Origin of the sequence: Wolbachia endosymbiont (group B) of Chorthippus parallelus (assembly GCF_947251815.1) — a bacterium.
Taxonomy (GTDB): Bacteria; Pseudomonadota; Alphaproteobacteria; order Rickettsiales; family Anaplasmataceae; genus Wolbachia.
Map to the genome: position 1 here is coordinate 1,703,647 of NZ_OX366390.1, position 18,611 is coordinate 1,722,257.

Below are 18,611 nucleotides of genomic sequence, written 5' to 3' on the forward strand. Positions count from 1 at the left end.
TAATATACATATACTATAAGTTAATAAATTAAAACCGTCAAGAGTGTTTATTGCATTACTGAGAAAATGCTCTATTTAAAATGGAGCTGAAGCTTGTAGTAGAATGTTTTCAAACGTTTAATATAATATTGACTTTACAGCAATAATTACTTTAAGTTAGTAGCTATTGTTGCAGTTAAAGTATCAATGCCTTTTTTCTTTTATTCTTTTGCAATTCTAAGCATCTTATCTGCTGTTTGTGTAATTAGCGTAAGGAATCCTGTGCATGCAGTGTTATTTTTAATTTTCACTTTCGTTAACTCTGCAGTTCTTTTTATTCTCCTTGGAGCTGAATTCATCGCTATGATGGTGCTGATAGTATACATCGGTGCGGTTGCAGTGTTGTTCCTCTTTGTAGTTATGATGCTCGATATTGACTACATAAGGTTGCGCCAGGGTTTTGCGAAGCATTTCACTCCTGGTGCTATATTATGTGTTGTGTTTTTTCTGATTATCAGTTTTGTAATCCGCAGCTCAACGCTGAATATAAGTAATGTTATAAACTATAATGCCAATAACGTGAAAGCTATCGGTAATTTGCTCTACACTGACTACATGTACGCTTTTCATCTTTCTGGTATTCTGCTGCTTGTTGCAATTGTTGGTGCAATTGCTCTTACTTTGCAGGACAAGAAAAAAGGAGTTAAAAAACAGAATGTATTAAAGCAATTGACACAATCTTCATCTGTAAAATTGGTTAAGGCTAAATTTGGAAAAGGAGTAGAATGGAAATAGGATTAAATCATTTTTTGATAGTTGCTGCTATTTTGTTCACTATTGGAGTGTGTGGTATTTTCATCAACCGTAAGAGCATAATCAATATACTGTTATCAATAGAAATATTATTGCTGGCGATTAACATCAATTTAGTTGCTTTTTCTGCCTTTATGAATGATATAGTTGGGCAAATTTTTGTGATGTTTGTGTTGACTGTTGCGGCAGCAGAGTCAGGAGTTGGGCTTGCAATATTGGTTGTATATTATAGAAGTCGTGGCAATATAGATGTTGAACAAGCGAACTTAATGAAAGAATGAAAGTATGATGGATATACTGAAATTAATAGTATTTTTGCCACTCTTTGGTTCGCTATTTGCAGCACTTTTTAGAAAAAGTCAGTTAGTTACAACGGCGGGGATTGGAATATCTGCAGTTTTATCTTGGTATGTTTTTCTCACCTTCTCTGAAAATTATCACTTGAGTTTGTTTCCTCTATTTTCATTAAGTGTATTAAAAGTAAATTGGGCAATTAGTGTGGATGCTCTCTCATCCTTAATGCTTATTGTTATTACCACCGTTTCACTAGTAGTCCACCTCTATTCTATCGGTTATATGGAGCATGACAAAGGGAAGTCGAGGTTTTTTTCTTACCTATCGCTATTTACGTTTTGCATGATTGTGCTGGTTGTAAGCGATAATTTCGTGCAGCTTTTTTTTGGCTGGGAAGGGGTTGGCCTGTGTTCTTATTTACTCATAGGATTTTGGTTCCAAAAATATTCTGCAAATAATGCAGCAATTAAAGCATTTGTTGTGAATAGGGTAGGAGACTTTGCACTATTGATTGGAATCTTTCTTATTTATTATACATTTCACTCTTTGAATTTTACTGAAGTTTTTGATACAACTGATCTTCTTGGCACGCAGAACATTAGGGCATTCTGCTGTGAATTCAAAGTAACTCATATAATATGCATATTACTTTTTATTGGCTGTATGGGTAAATCTGCACAGCTTGGTTTACATGTTTGGTTGCCAGATGCAATGGAAGGGCCAACCCCTGTTTCTGCACTCATTCACGCAGCAACGATGGTAACAGCAGGTATATTTTTAGTAGCAAAATGTTCTCCATTGTTTGAGTTATCAAATGTGGCACGAGAATTAATAGTTATCGTTGGTGCACTTACTGCTTTTTTTGCAGCCAACGTTGCGATTACTCAGAATGATATAAAAAAAATAATTGCTTATTCAACCTGCAGTCAACTTGGTTATATGTTCATGGCATGTGGGCTTTCTGCTTACAATTTTGCTATTTTTCACTTAATGACACACGCTTTTTTTAAAGCTCTACTATTTCTTGGTGCTGGCAATGTAATTCATGCAACGCATCATGAGCAAAACATTCAGAAAATGGGAAATTGCTGGAAGAAAATACCTTGCACTTACGCTCTCATGTGGATTGGGTCTCTTGCGCTTTCTGGAATATTTCCATTTGCAGGTTTTTACTCAAAGGATTTGATAATTGAACATGCTTATAGCACGGATAGCTTTGCTTTTGTAATAAGCTTAGTTGTTGCATTCTTCACAGCGTTTTACTCTTGGAGGTTATTGCTTCTTGTGTTCCATAGCCAAAAACAAAGTAAAATTAATATACATGAAGCACCGAAGATTATGCTTATACCATTACTGATACTTGCTTTTGGATCGGTATTTTCTGGAGTGTGGGGAGCAAATATTTTGAACATAACTAGTAATGCGTTTTGGAAATCAAGTTTAATGGTGATTGATGAGCATGGAGTTCATAATTTCTTTATAAAACTGCTGCCAACCTTAGCGAGCCTAAGTGGAATAGCACTTGCGTACCTAATTTACCAATATCAAGTAATTAGGAAAATTAAAAGTAAATTTTTACTTAAGTTTTTGCAGAATAAATGGTACTTTGATGAGGTGTATGAGTTTGTTATAATTGCACCGATAAGGTTTATATCTAGGCTTCTATGGAAGTTTGATGTTAAGGCTATTGATTCATTTGGACCAAATGGTGTTGTAAGGTTGGTTAATGAATGTTCAAAAAGTTCTATAAAGTTACAAACTGGTTATATATTTGATTATGCATTTATTATGTTTGTTACTTTAATAATCGGTGCTTTATATATTATTGGAATTAAATAGAAGGTGTTGTTACTTAGTATATTCTTGCTTCCACTGATAGGAGCGTTGATTTTATCCTCGATCAGGATTAATCATCAATCTATACACCTAAGATTCCTTGCCCTATTTTTTACTATACTTCCATTTTTGCTTAGCATTGTAACTTGTATAGAATTTGATTATAACAATGCGGACTTTCAGTTTGTCAGCTATCCAATCAAGAATGTAGGAATAGGGATAGATGGTATATCGTTGCCTTTCCTTCTGCTTACAACTTTCTTGTTTGTAATTTGTATACTCTATAACTGCAAAATGAGTTATACGAACCTAAAAGCCTATATGGCATTATTTCTACTGCTTGAGAGTTTTGTAGTCGGGTTTTTCGTTTCACTGAATGCTATAAGCTTTTATGTGTTTTTTGAAGCTGTTTTAATACCAATGTTCTTTATTATTGGCATTTGGGGAGGAAAACACAGGGTATATGCAACGTTTAAGTTATTTCTTTATACATTAACTGGCTCATTATTATTTCTACTTGGATTAGTGTACATCTATAGCATTTTTGGGACGTTTAATATACAAAAATTAGCCACATTAGTGCCAAGCCTTGATCTTGAAGTGCAGTCATTGCTGTGGATTGCATTTTTTATTTCCTTTGCAATAAAAGTTCCAATGTTTCCATTTCACACTTGGCTTCCTGATGCGCATGTGCAATCACCAACTTCTGGATCTGTGGTTTTAGCTGGCTTGCTTATTAAAATGGGGGGATATGGATTTTTAAGATTTTCTATTCCAATGCTTCCTCAGGCAAGTTTGTATTTTTCAAATTTTGTTGTTGTGCTGAGCATTATTGCGGTGATATATGCTTCGCTAGTTGCGTTTGCTCAAGATGATATAAAGAAGTTAATAGCTTATTCTTCAATAGCACATATGGGGATCGTTACTGCTGGCCTCTTTTCATTTTGTGAGGAAGGAGTACTGGGTAGCATATTTCAAATGATTAGTCATGGCCTTATTTCTGCTGCTTTATTTTTGTGTGTTGGAATGCTATATACTCGAACTGGAACTTTGGAGATTGCAAAGTATTTTGGCATAGTAAATACAATGCCAAAATTTGGTTTTATGTTCATTTTATTTTCAATGGCTTCAATAGGGCTACCTGGAACATCTGGATTCATAGGTGAGTTTTTGGCTATGGTTGGAATGTTTAAGAGCATAGGGTTTTTTACAGGATTTATCGCACTTGGCACTATTTTAAGCGCAGTTTATATGCTGAATTTATGTAAGCAAATAATATGGGGGGTTAGCTATTCTAAATTATTAAATAACCGTTTGGATAGCATAGAATTTTCTGTCTTAATTCTGCTTGCAGTGTTTGTTATTTTGCTTGGATTTTACCCAACCCTTGCACTGAATTATTTGAAGCCATGTATGGCAAATTTGTTAGTCAAATATAATGCGCTATGAATTATATACAGATATTGCCGGAAACGTTCTCTATTATCTCCTCGTTAGTGTTGCTACTGCTTGGAATTATATTTAACCGCCGAACTATCAACTTATTAGCACTTGGCTGCACAGTGGTAACTTTGATTATTTTAATTATTTCGGCAGAAAACAATGAAATTTTTCTCTTAAATTCGTTGTTAAAACTCAATTTATACATCAGGTCAGCCCAAGGGTTAATTCTCAGCACAGGAATTTTAATACTTTTGATGCTGAATTTATCAAAATATGACTATAAATATGAATTTTCAATACTGATTCTTTTTGCGCTATTTGGCATGATAACTTTGGTTTCAGCAAATAGTCTGATTTCTTTTTATTTAGCTTTTGAGTTGATGAGTATATCTTTGTATGTTCTTGCGAGCTTTAATAAAGATTCAGCTTATTCATGTGAAGCAGGAGTGAAATATTTTACACTTAGTGCACTATCTTCCTGCATTATGCTATATGGAATGTCGCTGCTTTATGGATATACAGGACAAGTCAATTTCTCTGAGCTCGGTTCATTCTTGCAAAACCATCAGATAACTTATGGAATAGTTTTTGGGTTAGTTTTTATCCTTATTGGTTTGTGTTTCAAGCTTGCTATTGCTCCTTTTCATATGTGGGCTCCAGATGTCTATCAAGGTGCACCTACCATAGTAACTGCGTTTTTTTCTACGGCCCCAAAAGCTGCACTTGTAACATTTTTAATTCGATTGATGAATGAAGAGTTAGTAAATGTAAAAAGTTATGTTCAGCCTATTTTCTTATACGTTTCAGCATTGTCTGTGCTTATCTCAGCTTTTGGGGCCTTACGTCAGCAAAACTTAAAAAGGCTGCTTGCTTACAGTTCAATTGGTCACATTGGTTTTATATTTGCTTCACTTTCTATTTTTACACAAGCAGGAACAGATAGTGCCTTAATGTATTTGGTGATATATATCATCACAAGCATAGGGCTATTCTCATATCTCGTACAAATTGACGATGACGATTGTGATATTGCAAATTTATCTGGTATAGGGAAGAAACACCCAATTGTAGCATTTCATCTTTCTGTACTGTTACTCTCGATGTCGGGAATACCTCCACTTGCAGGTTTTATCGCTAAATTTTTTATATTCAAAAGTTTAATAAATTCTGGCTTTATCAGCCTGTCTTTGATCCTTGTAATAGCGAGTGTGATATCATGCTACTATTATTTAAATATCATGAAAGTTATGTATTTTGATAAAGCTAGTGGTAATAAGGTTGCTTATTCTAAGAGTCTATTCATTATCACTTCAGTGGCTTCACTGATCAACCTCGTTCTTTTCTTGTACGCAGAAGATCTTTACTCACTCATTAAACTAAAGGGCTGACAAGGTGATCCTTGAAGGCTTTCATATTCATCATTACAAAGAAGTTTCAAGCACTAATACGGAAGCATTGGATTTAATTAATAAAGGAATATCAAATGAAACCGTTATTATTGCTGATAAACAAACAGAAGGTAGGGGACGCACTAGAAAAAGTTGGGTTTCTCCAGAAGGTAATTTCTATGCGAGTTTGATAATTAACCAAGAAACGGATGTCAGCAAATTGACAGAATTGACTTTTGTGACTGCTGTTGCTGTTGGCAATACATTACTGTCATTTATAGCTGATAGTAATGTTCAATATAAATGGCCAAATGATGTTTTGATTGATGATAAAAAAATCAGTGGAATATTGCTTGAAAGAAAGTCCAATTCGCATTGGCTTGTTATAGGAATTGGAATTAATGTCAATCATGCACCACTTCCAGGAACAACGTGCATTAGCAATTACGGTGAGTCTGTGTCTAACATAGATCTACTAAAAAAATTAATAATAAATTTTAATAAGCTAAGAAAGCAATGGCTATTTGATGGGTTTCATGCTATAAGAGAAATGTGGCTCACAAGAGCATTCAAAGTGAATGAGCAAATTACTATAAAGTTAGCTGATAAATTGTATGAAGGAATTTTTGCTGATGTAGACAAAAGTGGTAAATTGGTGTTGCAGCAAAAGAATGGAAGCTTAATTTATTTTAATGCAGGTGAGTTATTTATTGGCAATGCATTATGAATACATATGTAATTTTTGCTTACCTTATCAGTTTCATACTGATTGGTGGAAATTTGATTTTTACTGTTTCTTGCTATATTAAAAGTAAAAAAAACTTAGAAAGTCTTAAAAGCAAAAATGAAGAAGAAACATAAGCGATTACTTATAACTTCAGGAATTTTCTGCTTTTTAAGTTGTGCAGTTTTTTTTATTTTAACAACGCTCAAAGAAAATATCTCATTTTTCTATACAGTAAGTGAGGCAATAGTTTTACCAAATAGTCAAAAGCCAATCCGTGTTGGTGGAATGGTTGTTGAAAATAGCGTGATACGGAGCGAAAGCGAAGTAGTTTTTCAAATGACAGATTTTAATAAAAGCGTCACGGTGAAATACCAGGGAATACTTCCACCGATGTTTTCAGAAAAAAGTGGTGTTGTTGTGCAAGGTAAAATGTCTGATAACAGCACCCTTCTTGCAGATACGGTGTTTGCAAAACATGATGAGAACTACAAGCCGAAAGTTTTAAAATAGATTCCCTAATGCAGCTGTATTGAAACGATATGTAGAGAGAGTAACAGCCTGCTAGCAAACTGCTACTTTCTTAACTACTACAATATATCAGAGCTGGCTGGCGCTTCCCATTTTACGTTATTATGGTCAATTATTGCTGCTTTTAATCCTTCAACTTCTTCCTTTAGGTGATCAAGTTCTTCTGTCCATGTTCTATAGTTTTGATTATTATCAATAAATCCATCCTGTTGAATTAACTCATTCAAATGAGATAAACCTTTGGCCAAGAGTTGGTTTGTATCAAGAGACTCTTCTCGAAGTTGTACTATGTTTTTCATAAGTGAGACATTCAAATTAGAGACAAACTTCTCATTTAAATCGTAGATTAACTTATCCATAACTTGATAGACGTAATGAATTGTTGCAATTTTATCTGCAATGTCCTCAAAGTTTGTGGGCTTAACTTCAACTTCTATATTGTCTATTTCTTTAAAGTTGAAATCGCTCATTTGGTTTATTACTTCAAAGTTATTTTCGCTTTCTTGTTTACTGTTGTTACTCATGTTAGCTCCATAAAATTTTAAAATCAACTCAGTTACACTGAAATAGCATGTAAAAAGAGTAACAGCCTGCTGGCAAGCTGTTACTTTTTTTCTTAAATGAACTCAGGGGCATCCATTGGCGGTGGTTCTAATTCGGACTTTAAATCGTTAATTGTCTTTATTAGTCCACTATTTTCATCACCAACTGTACCTATCAATGTTATAACTTTAGTTTGCTCAGCTTTTAATGTTGTATTTAATATATCAATCATATTATTCATATTGTCAGTTACTTTCCCAATAATATTTTGAACATGGGAGAATGGTGCAGGCCGCTTTAATTGATCTGCTGTGTAAGGTGTTCCACTAGCTGTGAATTTGATGGGATCAATTTTACTCATAATTGGCTTACTTCCTTCACTATTAATCCCTGCAAGATTCTGTGTGCTATTTTGTACACTGTTGTCGATTGTCATATCTTACCTCCATAGTCATGTAAAAAAATTTAACTAATCCTTAACTATAATAAACAACGTATAAGTTGCTTATCATTGGAATACTTTGCTATAGCTCCAAATCTAGAGCTATTTATCTATATTAACTCATAATATCCTTCTTCCATAACATCATATGGAGAATCCATTGGTGGCGGTGTGGTAAATTCGTCGAGCTTTTTGTGTAACTCATTTATCGATTCTTTTTGTTTATAAAACTCCTCCTTCAATGCATCAATAATATCTTTAGAATGATCTTTACTATCAAGATCACCAATCACAGCTGTCACTTTCTCATAAGGCAGTTTGTGAATAATATCTTTTAGACTTTCTGCATTTAGCTCATTCAAAAGTTTTGCAAATTGTTGGTCAGGCATGTTATGAGCAAAAGCTTGAAGTTTTTCTGGGTTGTCAGCTAAAGACTTAATAATCATCTGAATCTTATTAGGATCAGTTAAATCTCGAGCTACTATTGCAAGTTTCTCGTGGTCTAGTTTCTTAACTAAATTATGTAATGTATCTTCTTCTAAATTGTGTACTAGGATTGGAAGTCGCTCATGCCACAATTCCTTGGAAAGAATAGTTAAATGGTGCTCATCTAAATCTTTTGCTAATTCTACAAGCTGATAATCGTCTATATTATTGATAAGTGCCTTGAACTGATCGACTTTTAAATGAGGTAAAATTTCTCTTACTTGCTCTGGATGTAAGTCTCTCACTAGGGCTCCAAGCTGATCATCATTTAAAATAGGAATAATTATTTGTAATTTTTCTGGATCTAATTCCTGAGCAAGAGTGTGCAATTGGTGGTTGGTCAAATGATCCACTAAAGCTCGAAATTGGTTATCTGTAAAACTCTCTGCCAAGACCTGTATTTGCTCATTATTAAGAGTATGGGTAAAAGTTACTAACTGATTGTGTGTTATTTTCTCAACAAAAATTTTTGCAAATGTTTTTGATAATATTATATCCTCTGGTATTTTAGATGATATTATATCTTGTATTACTTCTTCCTTGACATGCCGTTCAATATATTGGAGTGCCTGATTGTCAGGTGAATCAATAATATTCCCTTGATCATCCGAGAAATAATATTTGTAGGTATTACCTGACTCTTCCCATGTTACATATTTATATTCCACTGGTTGTGCCTTAAGAACGTAAATATACCTTGTGCTATAATCAGAAAGTTTTGATACTTCGTAGTCAATTGATATCTTCATTAATTTTTCATTAAGATACACAAAAGAATGCAAGTTATTTTCATAACCAAGTTTAGCGTTTCTAAATGGCACAACTGGAAATTTACAATTTGTGATTAGACCTTCTTCTTTATTACAACGGTAAGATGTTTGTTTCAAATCTTTGAAATTCTCCTTTATGCATGCAACAATTGTAAAGGGACCATCGCTTGAAGCGTTGCAAAATTTTATAGGTAAATCTAGTACTCTACTATCTTCATCATCTAGTGGAATAAATCCAATTTTATCAAAACTATTCCAAGTTAACTCTTCACCATCTACGGAACCTTGAAATATCCTCATTCTAGTCTCGTTAAATACCCTTTGTCCAGGTACCATCTTAAAAACATGCTTTTTTCCACTCATAAGTATTACCCAATCAATTTAATTATAGCTATTCTAACATTTATTGATTAATTTATTGTTAAGTTGGTATATACTAGAACTATAATAACAAACATTACTTGTGTAGAGAGAAGTTACGAAAAGAAATAGGTATTTTTTAGAGAACTAGTATAAAACCCTCATAGATTAAAATAAGCTATTTTGACAGGTTTTGTAGCGTACTAAAGCTAATATACACTGGTGGAGGCAAGCGGGATCGAACCGCTGACCTTCTGCGTGCAAAACAGATGCTCTACCAGCTGAGCTATGCCCCCAAATATTCTCTTAAAGCATAAATCACTCAGGCTGAAATGCAAGAAATATTTATCTATTGCTAAATAGTTCACAAATTCTGCAGTTATGTAAAATTCTCTATCTTTTTAGAGTTGTACGTCAGCTTTGCCAAATGAATCTGTGAATTGAAAATTAATAAGAAGTCTTCAAAAATTTTTAACTAAATTATCACTAACGCAGTACATTATATAATTTATTTAATCACGCATAAAAATTTTAGTTTGATTAAAACGGATAAAAACTATATTACTGTTTAGTGTAGCTGAAAAATAAAATGATCCCGTAGCTCAGCCGGTAGAGCAACTGACTTTTAATCAGTGGGTCACGCGTTCGAATCGCGTCGGGATCACTTAGAATCTTAAAAGCATGCTAAAAGAACAGGACAAAATATTCACAAACTTAAATGGTAAAGAAACACCACTACTTGAGGGTGCAAAAAAACGTGGTAGTTGGCAAAAAACAAAGGAATTACTGGATTTAGGATCAGAAAAAATCATTGATGAAGTAAAGAAATCTGGCTTGAGAGGTCGAGGGGGTGCAGGATTTTCTACTGGCCTTAAGTGGAGCTTTATGCCTAAAAATCCTCCAAAAGCATATTTAGTAGTCAATGCAGATGAGTCAGAACCTGGTACATGTAAAGACAGAAACATATTACGATATGAGCCACACAAGCTACTTGAGGGAATTCTTCTGGCTGGCAGAGCGATCAGCGCATCAGCTGCGTATATTTATATCAGGGGTGAATTTTATAATGAACATTTAGTTCTAAAAAAAGCACTTGAGGAAGCCTATAAAGAAAACTTAATTGGAAAAAATGCCTGCAAGTCAGGTTATGATCTTGATGTGTTTATCCATAGGGGTGCAGGAGCTTACATATGTGGGGAAGAAACAGCTCAACTCGAATCCATTGAAGGAAAAAAGGGCTTTCCTCGCATGAAACCTCCATTCCCTGCGGGTGTTGGACTTTTTGGCTGCCCAACCACAATAAACAACGTTGAAACTATAGCCATAGTTCCAGATATTCTAAATCGCGGAGGAGAGTGGTTTGCATCTCTGGGTAAACCAAATAATACTGGCACTAAGGTCTTTTGCATTTCAGGGCATGTAAATAATCCATGTAATGTTGAAGAAGAGCTCGGAATTTCACTGCGTGAATTAATTGAAAAATACGCAGGTGGAGTGAGAGGAGGTTGGGATAATTTACTTGCTGTAATACCTGGTGGGTCTTCAGTCCCATTAATTCCAAAATCTATATGTGATACTATTGAAATGGATTTTGATTCATTAAGGGCTGCAAAATCAGGGCTTGGTACTGCTGCTGTAATAGTGATGGATAAATCAACTGACATAATAGCTGCAATAGAAAGATTATCACATTTCTATATGCATGAGTCCTGCGGACAATGTACACCATGCCGTGAAGGCACTGGATGGATGTGGAGAATTATGAGAAGAATGGTAGCAGGAAATATTAAACCTGGTGAAGTAGATAAGCTACTTGACCTTACAACTCAAATAGAAGGGCATACAATTTGTGCACTTGGCGATGCTGCAGCTTGGCCAGTTCAAGGATTAATCAGACATTTTCGTCATATAATTGAAGAGAGGATAGTAACTTAACTTATATTTTTAAATGATTTTACTACTTAGCAGCTAAAGTTAAAGAATATTGATTTCCTTCCCTTTTAGGTGCTAATTCTACTTTTGCAATATCTTCAGCGTCTCTAATTAGCCGTTCTAATTTTTCCAGTCCAATTTCAATGTTCATAAGCTCTCTCCCTCTAAATTTCATTGTGACTTTAATTCTATGTCCATGCACAAGAAAATCCCTTGCTTGACGCAATTTTGTTTCGTAGTCGTGATCACCAATATTAGGACCGAGTTTAATTTCTTTTATAGTTAATGTTTTTTGTTTCTTTTTTGCTTCACTTGCCTTCTTTTTTATATCATACTTTTGTTTGCTATAGTCCAGAATCTTACATACTGGAGGAGTTGAATCAGGTGCAATTTCTACCAAGTCTAAATTAACACTTTGTGCAACTTCCAAAGCTTGTCCTATTGGAACAATTCCAACCATTTCACCATTATGATCAACTAAGCGTACTTCCTTAGCTGTGATGAATTCATTAATTTTGTTTTTATTATTCTTTTGAACTTGCAAATTTTTCTCCCTTAACTCAAATTAATACTTTTTAAAAGCAATTCAGTAGCCTTTTCCAAAGGAAAAGACTCTTGTTCTTCTGACCCTAAATTTCTCACTGACACAGTTCTATTGATGATCTCATTTTTACCTATAACCCATAATATAGGTACCTTATTTGAACTATGCAAGCGTATCTTATAACTAATTTTTTCATTGGTCAAATCGGTCTTAATTCTAACACCTTGTTCTTTTAAAATATTGCTGATTTCAGTAGCATAACCATCAGCTTCATTTATAATGGTCAGAATAGCAAGTTGCGTTGGAGCAAGCCAAATTGGAAATTTTCCTGCATAATTTTCTATCAAAATCCCAATAAAACGTTCAAAAGTTCCAAGAATTGCTCTATGTAGCATAACAGGGTGGTGCTTTTGTCCGTCTGCTCCTATATAAAAAGCTCCAAGCCGCTCCGGTAAAATAAAATCAACTTGCAACGTTCCACATTGCCAATTTCTACCTATTGCATCTTTCAAAACAAACTCTAACTTTGGACCATAAAATGCACCTTCACCAGGATTAAGTTCATAACTAAGCCCTGCTTCTTTAACTGCTTCAAGCAGTGCTCTTTCAGCTCTATCCCACACTTCATCATTACCTGATCTAGTATCTGGACGGTCTGAAAATTTCACAGAAATTTCATTGAACCCAAGTTCTGAATATACTTCTTTTAAAAGGTCACAAAACTTTACAGTTTCAGAATTCACTTGTTTTTCCATACAAAAAATATGTGCATCGTCTTGCGTAAAACCACGCACTCGCATCATTCCATGCAATGAGCCTGAGCTTTCATTTCTATGGCATGTGCCAAACTCTGCCATACGTATCGGTAAATCACGATAGCTTCTGGTGTGAGAATTAAAAATCTGCACATGACAAGGGCAATTCATGGGTTTTATTGCTAGCTTTTTACTTTCAGATTCATCAATAATGAACATATTTTCACGAAACTTATCCCAATGTCCCGATTTTTCCCACAGCTCTTTGCTTACTAAAATAGGTGTTTTTACCTCAAAGTAGCCATTGTTCATTAACTTTTTTCTGATGTAAGACTCAAGAACATTATATAAAGTATATCCCTGTTCATGCCAAAAAATCTGCCCAACAGCTTCCTCTTGAATGTGAAATAAGTCCATATCCTTAGCAATTTTGCGGTGGTCGCGTTTTTCTGCTTCCTCCAGACGTTTAAGATAAGTATTTAATTCATCCTTATTTCTCCACGCGGTGCCATATATTCTTTGCAACATTGGGCCCTTAGAATCGCCACGCCAGTATGCACCTGCTACTTTCATAAGTTTAAACGCTTTAACCCTGCCAGTTGATGGTGAGTGCGGACCACGACATAGGTCTACAAAGTTGCCTTGTTTATAAACAGTTAGGTTTTCGTTTTCTGGTATTGATGAGACAATATCAACCTTGTATCTTTCACCTATATCACTAAAGAAATCAATTGCCTGCTTACGAGTCCAAACTTCTCGGACGAATCTGTGGTTACTTTTTATAATTTCCTTCATTTTTTTTTCTATTGCAGTAAGATCGTCCGTGGTAAAGGCACGATCTGTAGCAAAATCATAGTAGAAACCATCTTGAATTGTTGGCCCGATAGTAATCTGAGTATTAGGAAAGAGCTCTTTTACTGCCTGCGCCATTATATGAGCAGCATCATGCCTTATTATATCTAAACCCGCTTCGTCACTCAGTTGTATTACCTCTATCTCTGTATCAGATTCAATTTCACGTGAGAGATCATACAACTCACCATTTACCTTAAAGGCAATTGCTTCTCTCAAAGCATCCGGTTGTAATATATCAAAGCCAGTGACTCTACCACTGTATTCTTTTACTTTTTGTTCGGCTAAAAAGGTAACTTTTATCATTCATTAGACCTTTTATCATCCCAGTGCTTGACACTGGGATCCATGTTTCTTTCTTTTCTAGATTCCAGCGTCACGCGCTGGAATGACACCAAAAGATGAGCTACTGATCTTTCAGTTAAATAACAGTTGTACAAGAGATCTATTACATACTTGCTGTAAGAAATTTTAATTGTTGACATACCTAGTTAATAATACGGCCTATTCTTTTTTAACCTGAGTGCAATTGCTTCTTCCCAAACTTCACCATTACGCAATAGCTTTTCTTTATTGTACATTAGCTCCTCTCTTGTTTCAGTAGCAAATTCAAAGTTAGGACCCTCCACAATTGCATCAACTGGACATGCCTCTTGGCAAAGTCCGCAGTATATGCATTTTGTCATATCAATATCATAGCGCGTAGTGCGGCGACTGCCGTCTTCTCTTTCCTCTGCTTCAATAACTATTGCTTGAGCAGGGCAGATAACTTCGCATAACTTACAAGCTATGCATCGTTCTTCACCATTTGGATAACTACGCAGCGCATGCTCACCACGAAACCTTGGACTTAAAGGGCCCTTCTCCATAGGATACCTCAAAGTAACCTTTGGTTTAAACATATATTTTAATGTAATAACAAACCCTTTAATTAACTCTACAGAAGACCAATACCAAGCTAATTTCTTGAGCATAATATTTAAAACTTGTGTCAGTCATTATAAATCATATTATCAGTTTTCAAAATAAATATTTTCATCTGGATGACTTTTGTAGTTTTTCTATACAATATATTTACTAATACTGCATTAATATGAATAAGTAATATAAGCAAAAATTTTTTAGATTAGGTATTTCGATTTCTTAAATTGCTAAGTAGTTTATATAAATGATGACAAACACAAATGAAACTATTTTTGCTTTGTCGACCGTATTTGGTAAGTCAGGAGTTGCAGTAATCAGAATTTCAGGCAACTACGCCCTTAAAGCTTTAAATCATTTTCATATTAAGAAAAAAATTAAACCAAGATTTGCTACTTTAGTTGATCTATATGATGATTCCAATCAATTGATAGATAATGGAATAATCATCTATTTCCCTGCTCCAAACAGTTTCACTGGCGAGGATGTTATAGAGTTACAAGTGCATGGAAGCAAGGCCGTCATAAAAATCATCTTGGAGAAATTATCAAAAATTTTCGTTATGGCCAGGCCTGGAGAATTCTCACTTAGGGCTTTTCTAAATGGTAAATTTGACTTAACGCAAATAGAAGGAATTGCAGACTTAATTGATGCTGAAACGAAAATGCAAGCTAAACAAGCGATTAAGCAGATGTCAGGAGAATTGGAGAGACTATACAGCAATTGGAGGCAAAGATTAATAACGATACAATCTAAAATCGAAGCATATATAGACTTTCCAGAGGACATTTGGGCAGAAAAAAGTGAATTGGAAAAAATTAATAATGAAGTGCAATCTCTCGTGCAGTTGATACAAGAGCATTTAAATGATAATAGACGGGGCGAAAGGTTGCGTGAGGGTTTACATATTGTAATAACTGGTGAACCAAATGTCGGTAAATCAACTCTGTTTAATTTCTTAGCCAAGCGTGATATTGCTATTATTTCTGAATATGCAGGCACAACAAGAGATATACTTGAAGCTCATATTGACATTGGCGGATACCCAATCATTCTCTCTGATACTGCTGGAATTCGTGAAAGTTCAGATCCAATAGAATCAGAAGGTATAAGTCGAGCAAAAAAGAGGTCTTTTGAAGCTGATTTAAGAATAGAGCTATTTACTTTTGAACAACGTTATAATATCAATTGCAACGTTGTAAATAGCGATACTATTTATGTATTGAGCAAAGCTGACGATGTTATCAATAATCACAATATAAAAATTAATGGCATAGATCTTTTACCCATTTCTATTCTAAAGGGAATAGGTACAAACAAATTGATCTCTCTCATAAAAGAGAAGGCAAAGGAAAAATTTGGGCATGATAGAGACACTCCTATGATTACTCGGCAAAGGCATAGGAATCGCATGCAGAAAGCACTGGAACATTTACAACGTTTTAATATCGATAATCCAATTGAGTTGATATCTGAAGATTTGAGGCTTGCTGCATTTGAACTTGGTGCAGTGATTGGGGTTATTAATGTTGAGGAAATATTAGATAGTGTGTTTAGCAACTTTTGTGTGGGCAAGTAAAGTTTTTATAGATTGCTTAGAATCAAATGTTGTGATAGAAAAGAAATGGACGGATGGCCGAGCGGTTTAAGGCACCAGTCTTGAAAACTGACGTACGTGATGAGCGTACCATGGGTTCGAATCCCATTCCGTCCGCATAGCATCCCGCGATGTTAGCTGATTTTTAGAGCTTTATGTGGTTCATAACGCTGGAAATCTTGTCTAATCTAGCCACATCTTTTAAAAATACATCCCTTTGTAAATTGACCTTGTTAGCAAAGAAAGCTAATATCTATAAATAGATCACCATCTGAATATGGAAACCGATATAGTAATAATAGGTGCAGGGCCTATTGGAATATTCACTGCTTTTCAAGCGGGAATGCTTGATATGAGATGTCATATAATAGATGTTTTTGATCAAGCAGGAGGACAATGCACAGCTCTTTACCCAAAAAAGCCAATATATGATATACCTGGTTATCCTGTAATTACTGCCCAAAAATTAATTGAGCGACTAATGGAGCAAGCTTCACCATTTGAGCCTGTTTACCATTTAAGTCAAAAAGTGGAAAAGATTTCAAATAACGAAGGTGAAAACTTTACTATCATAACGAACATAGGTACAGAGGTAAAATGCAAAGCCGTTATCATTGCTGCAGGTAACGGAATGTTTGAACCTAACCGTCCACCCTTAAGTGGTATATTAGAATATGAAAATAAATCTGTATTTTATAGTGTAAATAAAATTTCTGATTTTCAGGACAAAACTATAGTCATTGCAGGGGGGGGTGATTCTGCGGCTGATTGGACTGTAGAACTTTCTAAAGTTGCGAAGAAAATTTATGTGATACATAGGAGAAAGGAATTTCGCTGCACTCCTGAAACTAGAAATAAATTAGAATCACTTGAAAATGACGGAAAGATAGAACTGGTAGTGCCATATCAATTACACGAACTAGCAGGAGGTAATGGGCAGTTGAGAGCAGTGATAGTAAAAAACATTGCCTCTAAGGAAGAAAGAGAAATATCCGCTGATTTTTTGCTGCCATTTTTTGGATTATCAATGAATCTTGGTCCAATAAACAATTGGGGTATAGAGTTAGAACATGGCCGCATAATTGTCGACCCAGCTACACTTAGAACCAGTAGAGATAGAATATATGCAATCGGAGATATAGCTACTTATCCAGGCAAACTAAAATTGATACTAAATGGTTTTGCTGAGAGCGCCATGGCTTGTTATCACATATACAAAGTAATTCACAATTCTCCAGTTAATTTTCAATATTCAACTTCAAAGGGAATTCATCGAAATTAAAGAGTAAAGAGATCCATGAACCTGCATGCAGTTATCTCAAGCATAAGGGAATACAAACGAAAAAGATTACTTTACAAATTTTCCCAACTCCCTTATCATATCAATAAGAGTATTTATCCTTGTTTTTAATCTCTGCAGATTTAACAACAAAATTCAGTAAAAAACTCAGGTATATATTGGCAGATTACATAAAATTATAGCGGCTGCATGTCTTTTTTATTTTTTCTACATTTAGCCAAATCACGCTTATTAGTACATTATCAATTTAAATTATTAAAACTCGCTATTCGGGACTTCTTTTGCCTTTTTTCTATTTGGTTGGATGATTTTATAAATTAATTAAAATATTCATAATATTGATTTCTTATCACAACAATGCTATTATTAAGCTAATATTACTTTTAGTGAGGTGTGAGCAATGGTTGATGTAGCTTTTATTAGTGTAAATACAGTTATTGATAACGGATACAGAAGAAAAATAAAACTCGTTATGTCAGGGTTATTTTTAGCTGTATCAGCAGCAACTGCTGTTTGGTTTATCTTTCCTGGATCGCAAAATGTACTTGCTCCTTTCTTGCTTCCAGCTATATTCCTTCTTTTGACCCTATCTATGGGATATTATACGTTTCTTTTTGGTTGTGAGAAAAAGTCTGTAGTAGAGAATGTTCTTGGTATGGTTGAACCTGCTGAATCAGTTAAGAGGGTGCGTTGCCAAGACGAGATCGAATCTTTGCTAGCAGAAACAAGAGATATTACAAAAAGTAAGTTTTGTAACGTACTGATTAATCTTTGTTTTGAGGATCGTAGCAAAGCGCACAAACTTGCTTTATATGTAAGAGACATTGATAGCGTTGCATCCTCGATAAAAGACGAGGATCTGTTAAATCACTTTGATCAATTTTTTACCATAACTGAAGCAAGCAATAAGAATATTAGAAATGAGCTAATTAATCGCGCAAGAATATATAGAACAATAAGTGAAAAACCTAAAAATGAAATACAAAGTTTTTTAGATAATCAAAAAGAGAGTCTTTCGTATGAAATAACGTCACCTAAAATTGATAATTTTTTACCACAGGTTAATGCAGTAACTGTTTAGGTTAGCAAAAGTTCAATACG

18 protein-coding genes and 3 tRNA genes are annotated in these 18,611 nt (G+C 34.6%); 14 read left to right on the plus strand and 7 right to left on the minus strand.

Going from position 1 to position 18,611, the window contains the following annotated elements; all coding sequences use genetic code 11:
* Positions 1-186 precede the first annotated feature (186 nt).
* Genes OPS21_RS07715 through ccmE form a run of 8 tightly spaced genes read left to right on the plus strand, consistent with a single transcriptional unit; the run spans position 187 to position 6,990 of the window.
* Complete coding sequence (locus OPS21_RS07715) at positions 187-774, plus strand: NADH-quinone oxidoreductase subunit J (RefSeq protein ID WP_264330614.1); 588 nt, start codon at positions 187-189, stop codon at positions 772-774.
* Positions 765-1,073 (plus strand): NADH-quinone oxidoreductase subunit NuoK, encoded by a 309-nt coding sequence (gene nuoK, locus OPS21_RS07720; protein ID WP_019236815.1) that lies wholly within the window; start codon positions 765-767, stop codon positions 1,071-1,073. The genes OPS21_RS07715 and nuoK overlap by 10 nt, the downstream gene beginning before the upstream one ends.
* 4 nt (positions 1,074-1,077) lie before the next feature.
* Positions 1,078-2,925, plus strand: a complete 1,848-nt coding sequence (nuoL, locus tag OPS21_RS07725) for an NADH-quinone oxidoreductase subunit L (RefSeq protein WP_264336480.1) — start codon at positions 1,078-1,080, stop codon at positions 2,923-2,925.
* A gap of 3 nt (positions 2,926-2,928) precedes the next feature.
* Positions 2,929-4,371, plus strand: a complete 1,443-nt coding sequence (locus OPS21_RS07730) for a complex I subunit 4 family protein (RefSeq protein WP_264336479.1) — start codon at positions 2,929-2,931, stop codon at positions 4,369-4,371.
* Positions 4,368-5,753 carry an NADH-quinone oxidoreductase subunit N gene (locus tag OPS21_RS07735; protein WP_264336478.1) on the plus strand — a complete coding sequence of 462 codons (1,386 nt, stop codon included), beginning with the start codon at positions 4,368-4,370 and terminating at the stop codon, positions 5,751-5,753. Before OPS21_RS07730 ends, OPS21_RS07735 begins: the two co-directional genes overlap by 4 nt.
* Before the next feature lie 4 nt (positions 5,754-5,757).
* Positions 5,758-6,480, plus strand: coding sequence for a biotin--[acetyl-CoA-carboxylase] ligase (locus OPS21_RS07740; RefSeq protein WP_264336477.1), 723 nt, complete (start codon positions 5,758-5,760; stop codon positions 6,478-6,480).
* Positions 6,477-6,614, plus strand: coding sequence for a CcmD-like small membrane protein (locus OPS21_RS08170; RefSeq protein ID WP_456201129.1), 138 nt, complete (start codon positions 6,477-6,479; stop codon positions 6,612-6,614). Before OPS21_RS07740 ends, OPS21_RS08170 begins: the two co-directional genes overlap by 4 nt.
* The gene (ccmE, locus tag OPS21_RS07745; RefSeq protein WP_264336476.1) at positions 6,598-6,990 is read left to right on the plus strand and encodes a cytochrome c maturation protein CcmE; all 393 of its coding nucleotides are present in this window, start codon (positions 6,598-6,600) and stop codon (positions 6,988-6,990) included. Before OPS21_RS08170 ends, ccmE begins: the two co-directional genes overlap by 17 nt.
* 77 nt (positions 6,991-7,067) lie before the next feature.
* Here ccmE and OPS21_RS07750 read toward each other — a convergent pair whose 3' ends face one another.
* The 4 genes from OPS21_RS07750 to OPS21_RS07765 form a co-directional block, all read right to left on the minus strand.
* Positions 7,068-7,532: a hypothetical protein gene (locus OPS21_RS07750; RefSeq protein ID WP_264336475.1), complete on the minus strand. Its 465-nt coding sequence runs from the start codon at positions 7,530-7,532 to the stop codon at positions 7,068-7,070.
* A gap of 92 nt (positions 7,533-7,624) precedes the next feature.
* Positions 7,625-7,987 (minus strand): hypothetical protein, encoded by a 363-nt coding sequence (locus OPS21_RS07755; RefSeq protein WP_264336474.1) that lies wholly within the window; start codon positions 7,985-7,987, stop codon positions 7,625-7,627.
* Between the two features lie 116 nt (positions 7,988-8,103).
* Positions 8,104-9,612 carry a magnesium transporter MgtE N-terminal domain-containing protein gene (locus OPS21_RS07760; RefSeq protein WP_264336473.1) on the minus strand — a complete coding sequence of 503 codons (1,509 nt, stop codon included), beginning with the start codon at positions 9,610-9,612 and terminating at the stop codon, positions 8,104-8,106.
* Positions 9,613-9,829: 217 nt separating this feature from the next.
* Positions 9,830-9,905, minus strand: a tRNA-Ala gene (locus tag OPS21_RS07765).
* A gap of 295 nt (positions 9,906-10,200) precedes the next feature.
* Between OPS21_RS07765 and OPS21_RS07770 the strand changes: the two genes are divergently transcribed.
* Together OPS21_RS07770 and nuoF are read left to right on the plus strand one after the other, a co-directional pair.
* Positions 10,201-10,273, plus strand: a tRNA-Lys gene (locus tag OPS21_RS07770).
* Between the two features lie 17 nt (positions 10,274-10,290).
* Positions 10,291-11,544, plus strand: a complete 1,254-nt coding sequence (nuoF, locus tag OPS21_RS07775) for an NADH-quinone oxidoreductase subunit NuoF (protein WP_265027641.1) — start codon at positions 10,291-10,293, stop codon at positions 11,542-11,544.
* A 22-nt stretch (positions 11,545-11,566) separates the two neighbouring features.
* On the opposite strand, the gene infC is transcribed toward nuoF, so the two are convergent.
* The 3 genes from infC to nuoI form a co-directional block, all read right to left on the minus strand.
* Positions 11,567-12,085 carry a translation initiation factor IF-3 gene (gene infC, locus OPS21_RS07780; protein ID WP_264336471.1) on the minus strand — a complete coding sequence of 173 codons (519 nt, stop codon included), beginning with the start codon at positions 12,083-12,085 and terminating at the stop codon, positions 11,567-11,569.
* An 11-nt stretch (positions 12,086-12,096) separates the two neighbouring features.
* Complete coding sequence (thrS, locus tag OPS21_RS07785) at positions 12,097-13,998, minus strand: threonine--tRNA ligase (RefSeq protein WP_264336470.1); 1,902 nt, start codon at positions 13,996-13,998, stop codon at positions 12,097-12,099.
* A 185-nt stretch (positions 13,999-14,183) separates the two neighbouring features.
* Positions 14,184-14,666, minus strand: a complete 483-nt coding sequence (gene nuoI, locus OPS21_RS07790) for an NADH-quinone oxidoreductase subunit NuoI (RefSeq protein ID WP_264336469.1) — start codon at positions 14,664-14,666, stop codon at positions 14,184-14,186.
* 197 nt (positions 14,667-14,863) lie between these two features.
* On the opposite strand from nuoI, the gene mnmE reads away from it, so the two are divergent.
* The 4 genes from mnmE to OPS21_RS07810 all read left to right on the plus strand — a co-directional run bounded on the left by mnmE (position 14,864) and on the right by OPS21_RS07810 (position 18,591).
* Complete coding sequence (mnmE, locus tag OPS21_RS07795; protein WP_264336789.1) at positions 14,864-16,192, plus strand: tRNA uridine-5-carboxymethylaminomethyl(34) synthesis GTPase MnmE; 1,329 nt, start codon at positions 14,864-14,866, stop codon at positions 16,190-16,192.
* Between the two features lie 47 nt (positions 16,193-16,239).
* Positions 16,240-16,327: transfer RNA gene (locus OPS21_RS07800), tRNA-Ser, on the plus strand.
* Positions 16,328-16,487: 160 nt separating this feature from the next.
* Positions 16,488-17,492 carry an NAD(P)/FAD-dependent oxidoreductase gene (locus tag OPS21_RS07805; RefSeq protein ID WP_264336468.1) on the plus strand — a complete coding sequence of 335 codons (1,005 nt, stop codon included), beginning with the start codon at positions 16,488-16,490 and terminating at the stop codon, positions 17,490-17,492.
* 418 nt (positions 17,493-17,910) lie between these two features.
* Entirely contained in the window at positions 17,911-18,591 is a 681-nt protein-coding gene (locus OPS21_RS07810; protein WP_264336467.1) for a hypothetical protein, read from the plus strand.
* The last annotated feature ends 20 nt before the right edge of the window (positions 18,592-18,611 follow it).

What these genes read in the sequence shown, in the direction of transcription:
- OPS21_RS07715 (WP_264330614.1), top strand. Translation starts at nt 187, where the DNA reads ATGCCTTTTTTCTTTTATTCTTTTGCAATTCTAAGCATCTTATCTGCT.
- nuoK (WP_019236815.1), top strand. Translation starts at nt 765, where the DNA reads ATGGAAATAGGATTAAATCATTTTTTGATAGTTGCTGCTATTTTGTTC.
- nuoL (WP_264336480.1), top strand. Translation starts at nt 1,078, where the DNA reads ATGATGGATATACTGAAATTAATAGTATTTTTGCCACTCTTTGGTTCG.
- OPS21_RS07735 (WP_264336478.1), top strand. Translation starts at nt 4,368, where the DNA reads ATGAATTATATACAGATATTGCCGGAAACGTTCTCTATTATCTCCTCG.
- OPS21_RS08170 (WP_456201129.1), top strand. Translation starts at nt 6,477, where the DNA reads ATGAATACATATGTAATTTTTGCTTACCTTATCAGTTTCATACTGATT.
- ccmE (WP_264336476.1), top strand. Translation starts at nt 6,598, where the DNA reads ATGAAGAAGAAACATAAGCGATTACTTATAACTTCAGGAATTTTCTGC.
- OPS21_RS07750 (WP_264336475.1), bottom strand. Translation starts at nt 7,532, where the DNA reads ATGAGTAACAACAGTAAACAAGAAAGCGAAAATAACTTTGAAGTAATA.
- OPS21_RS07755 (WP_264336474.1), bottom strand. Translation starts at nt 7,987, where the DNA reads ATGACAATCGACAACAGTGTACAAAATAGCACACAGAATCTTGCAGGG.
- OPS21_RS07760 (WP_264336473.1), bottom strand. Translation starts at nt 9,612, where the DNA reads ATGAGTGGAAAAAAGCATGTTTTTAAGATGGTACCTGGACAAAGGGTA.
- nuoF (WP_265027641.1), top strand. Translation starts at nt 10,291, where the DNA reads ATGCTAAAAGAACAGGACAAAATATTCACAAACTTAAATGGTAAAGAA.
- thrS (WP_264336470.1), bottom strand. Translation starts at nt 13,998, where the DNA reads ATGATAAAAGTTACCTTTTTAGCCGAACAAAAAGTAAAAGAATACAGT.
- nuoI (WP_264336469.1), bottom strand. Translation starts at nt 14,666, where the DNA reads ATGCTCAAGAAATTAGCTTGGTATTGGTCTTCTGTAGAGTTAATTAAA.
- mnmE (WP_264336789.1), top strand. Translation starts at nt 14,864, where the DNA reads ATGACAAACACAAATGAAACTATTTTTGCTTTGTCGACCGTATTTGGT.
- OPS21_RS07805 (WP_264336468.1), top strand. Translation starts at nt 16,488, where the DNA reads ATGGAAACCGATATAGTAATAATAGGTGCAGGGCCTATTGGAATATTC.
- OPS21_RS07810 (WP_264336467.1), top strand. Translation starts at nt 17,911, where the DNA reads ATGGTTGATGTAGCTTTTATTAGTGTAAATACAGTTATTGATAACGGA.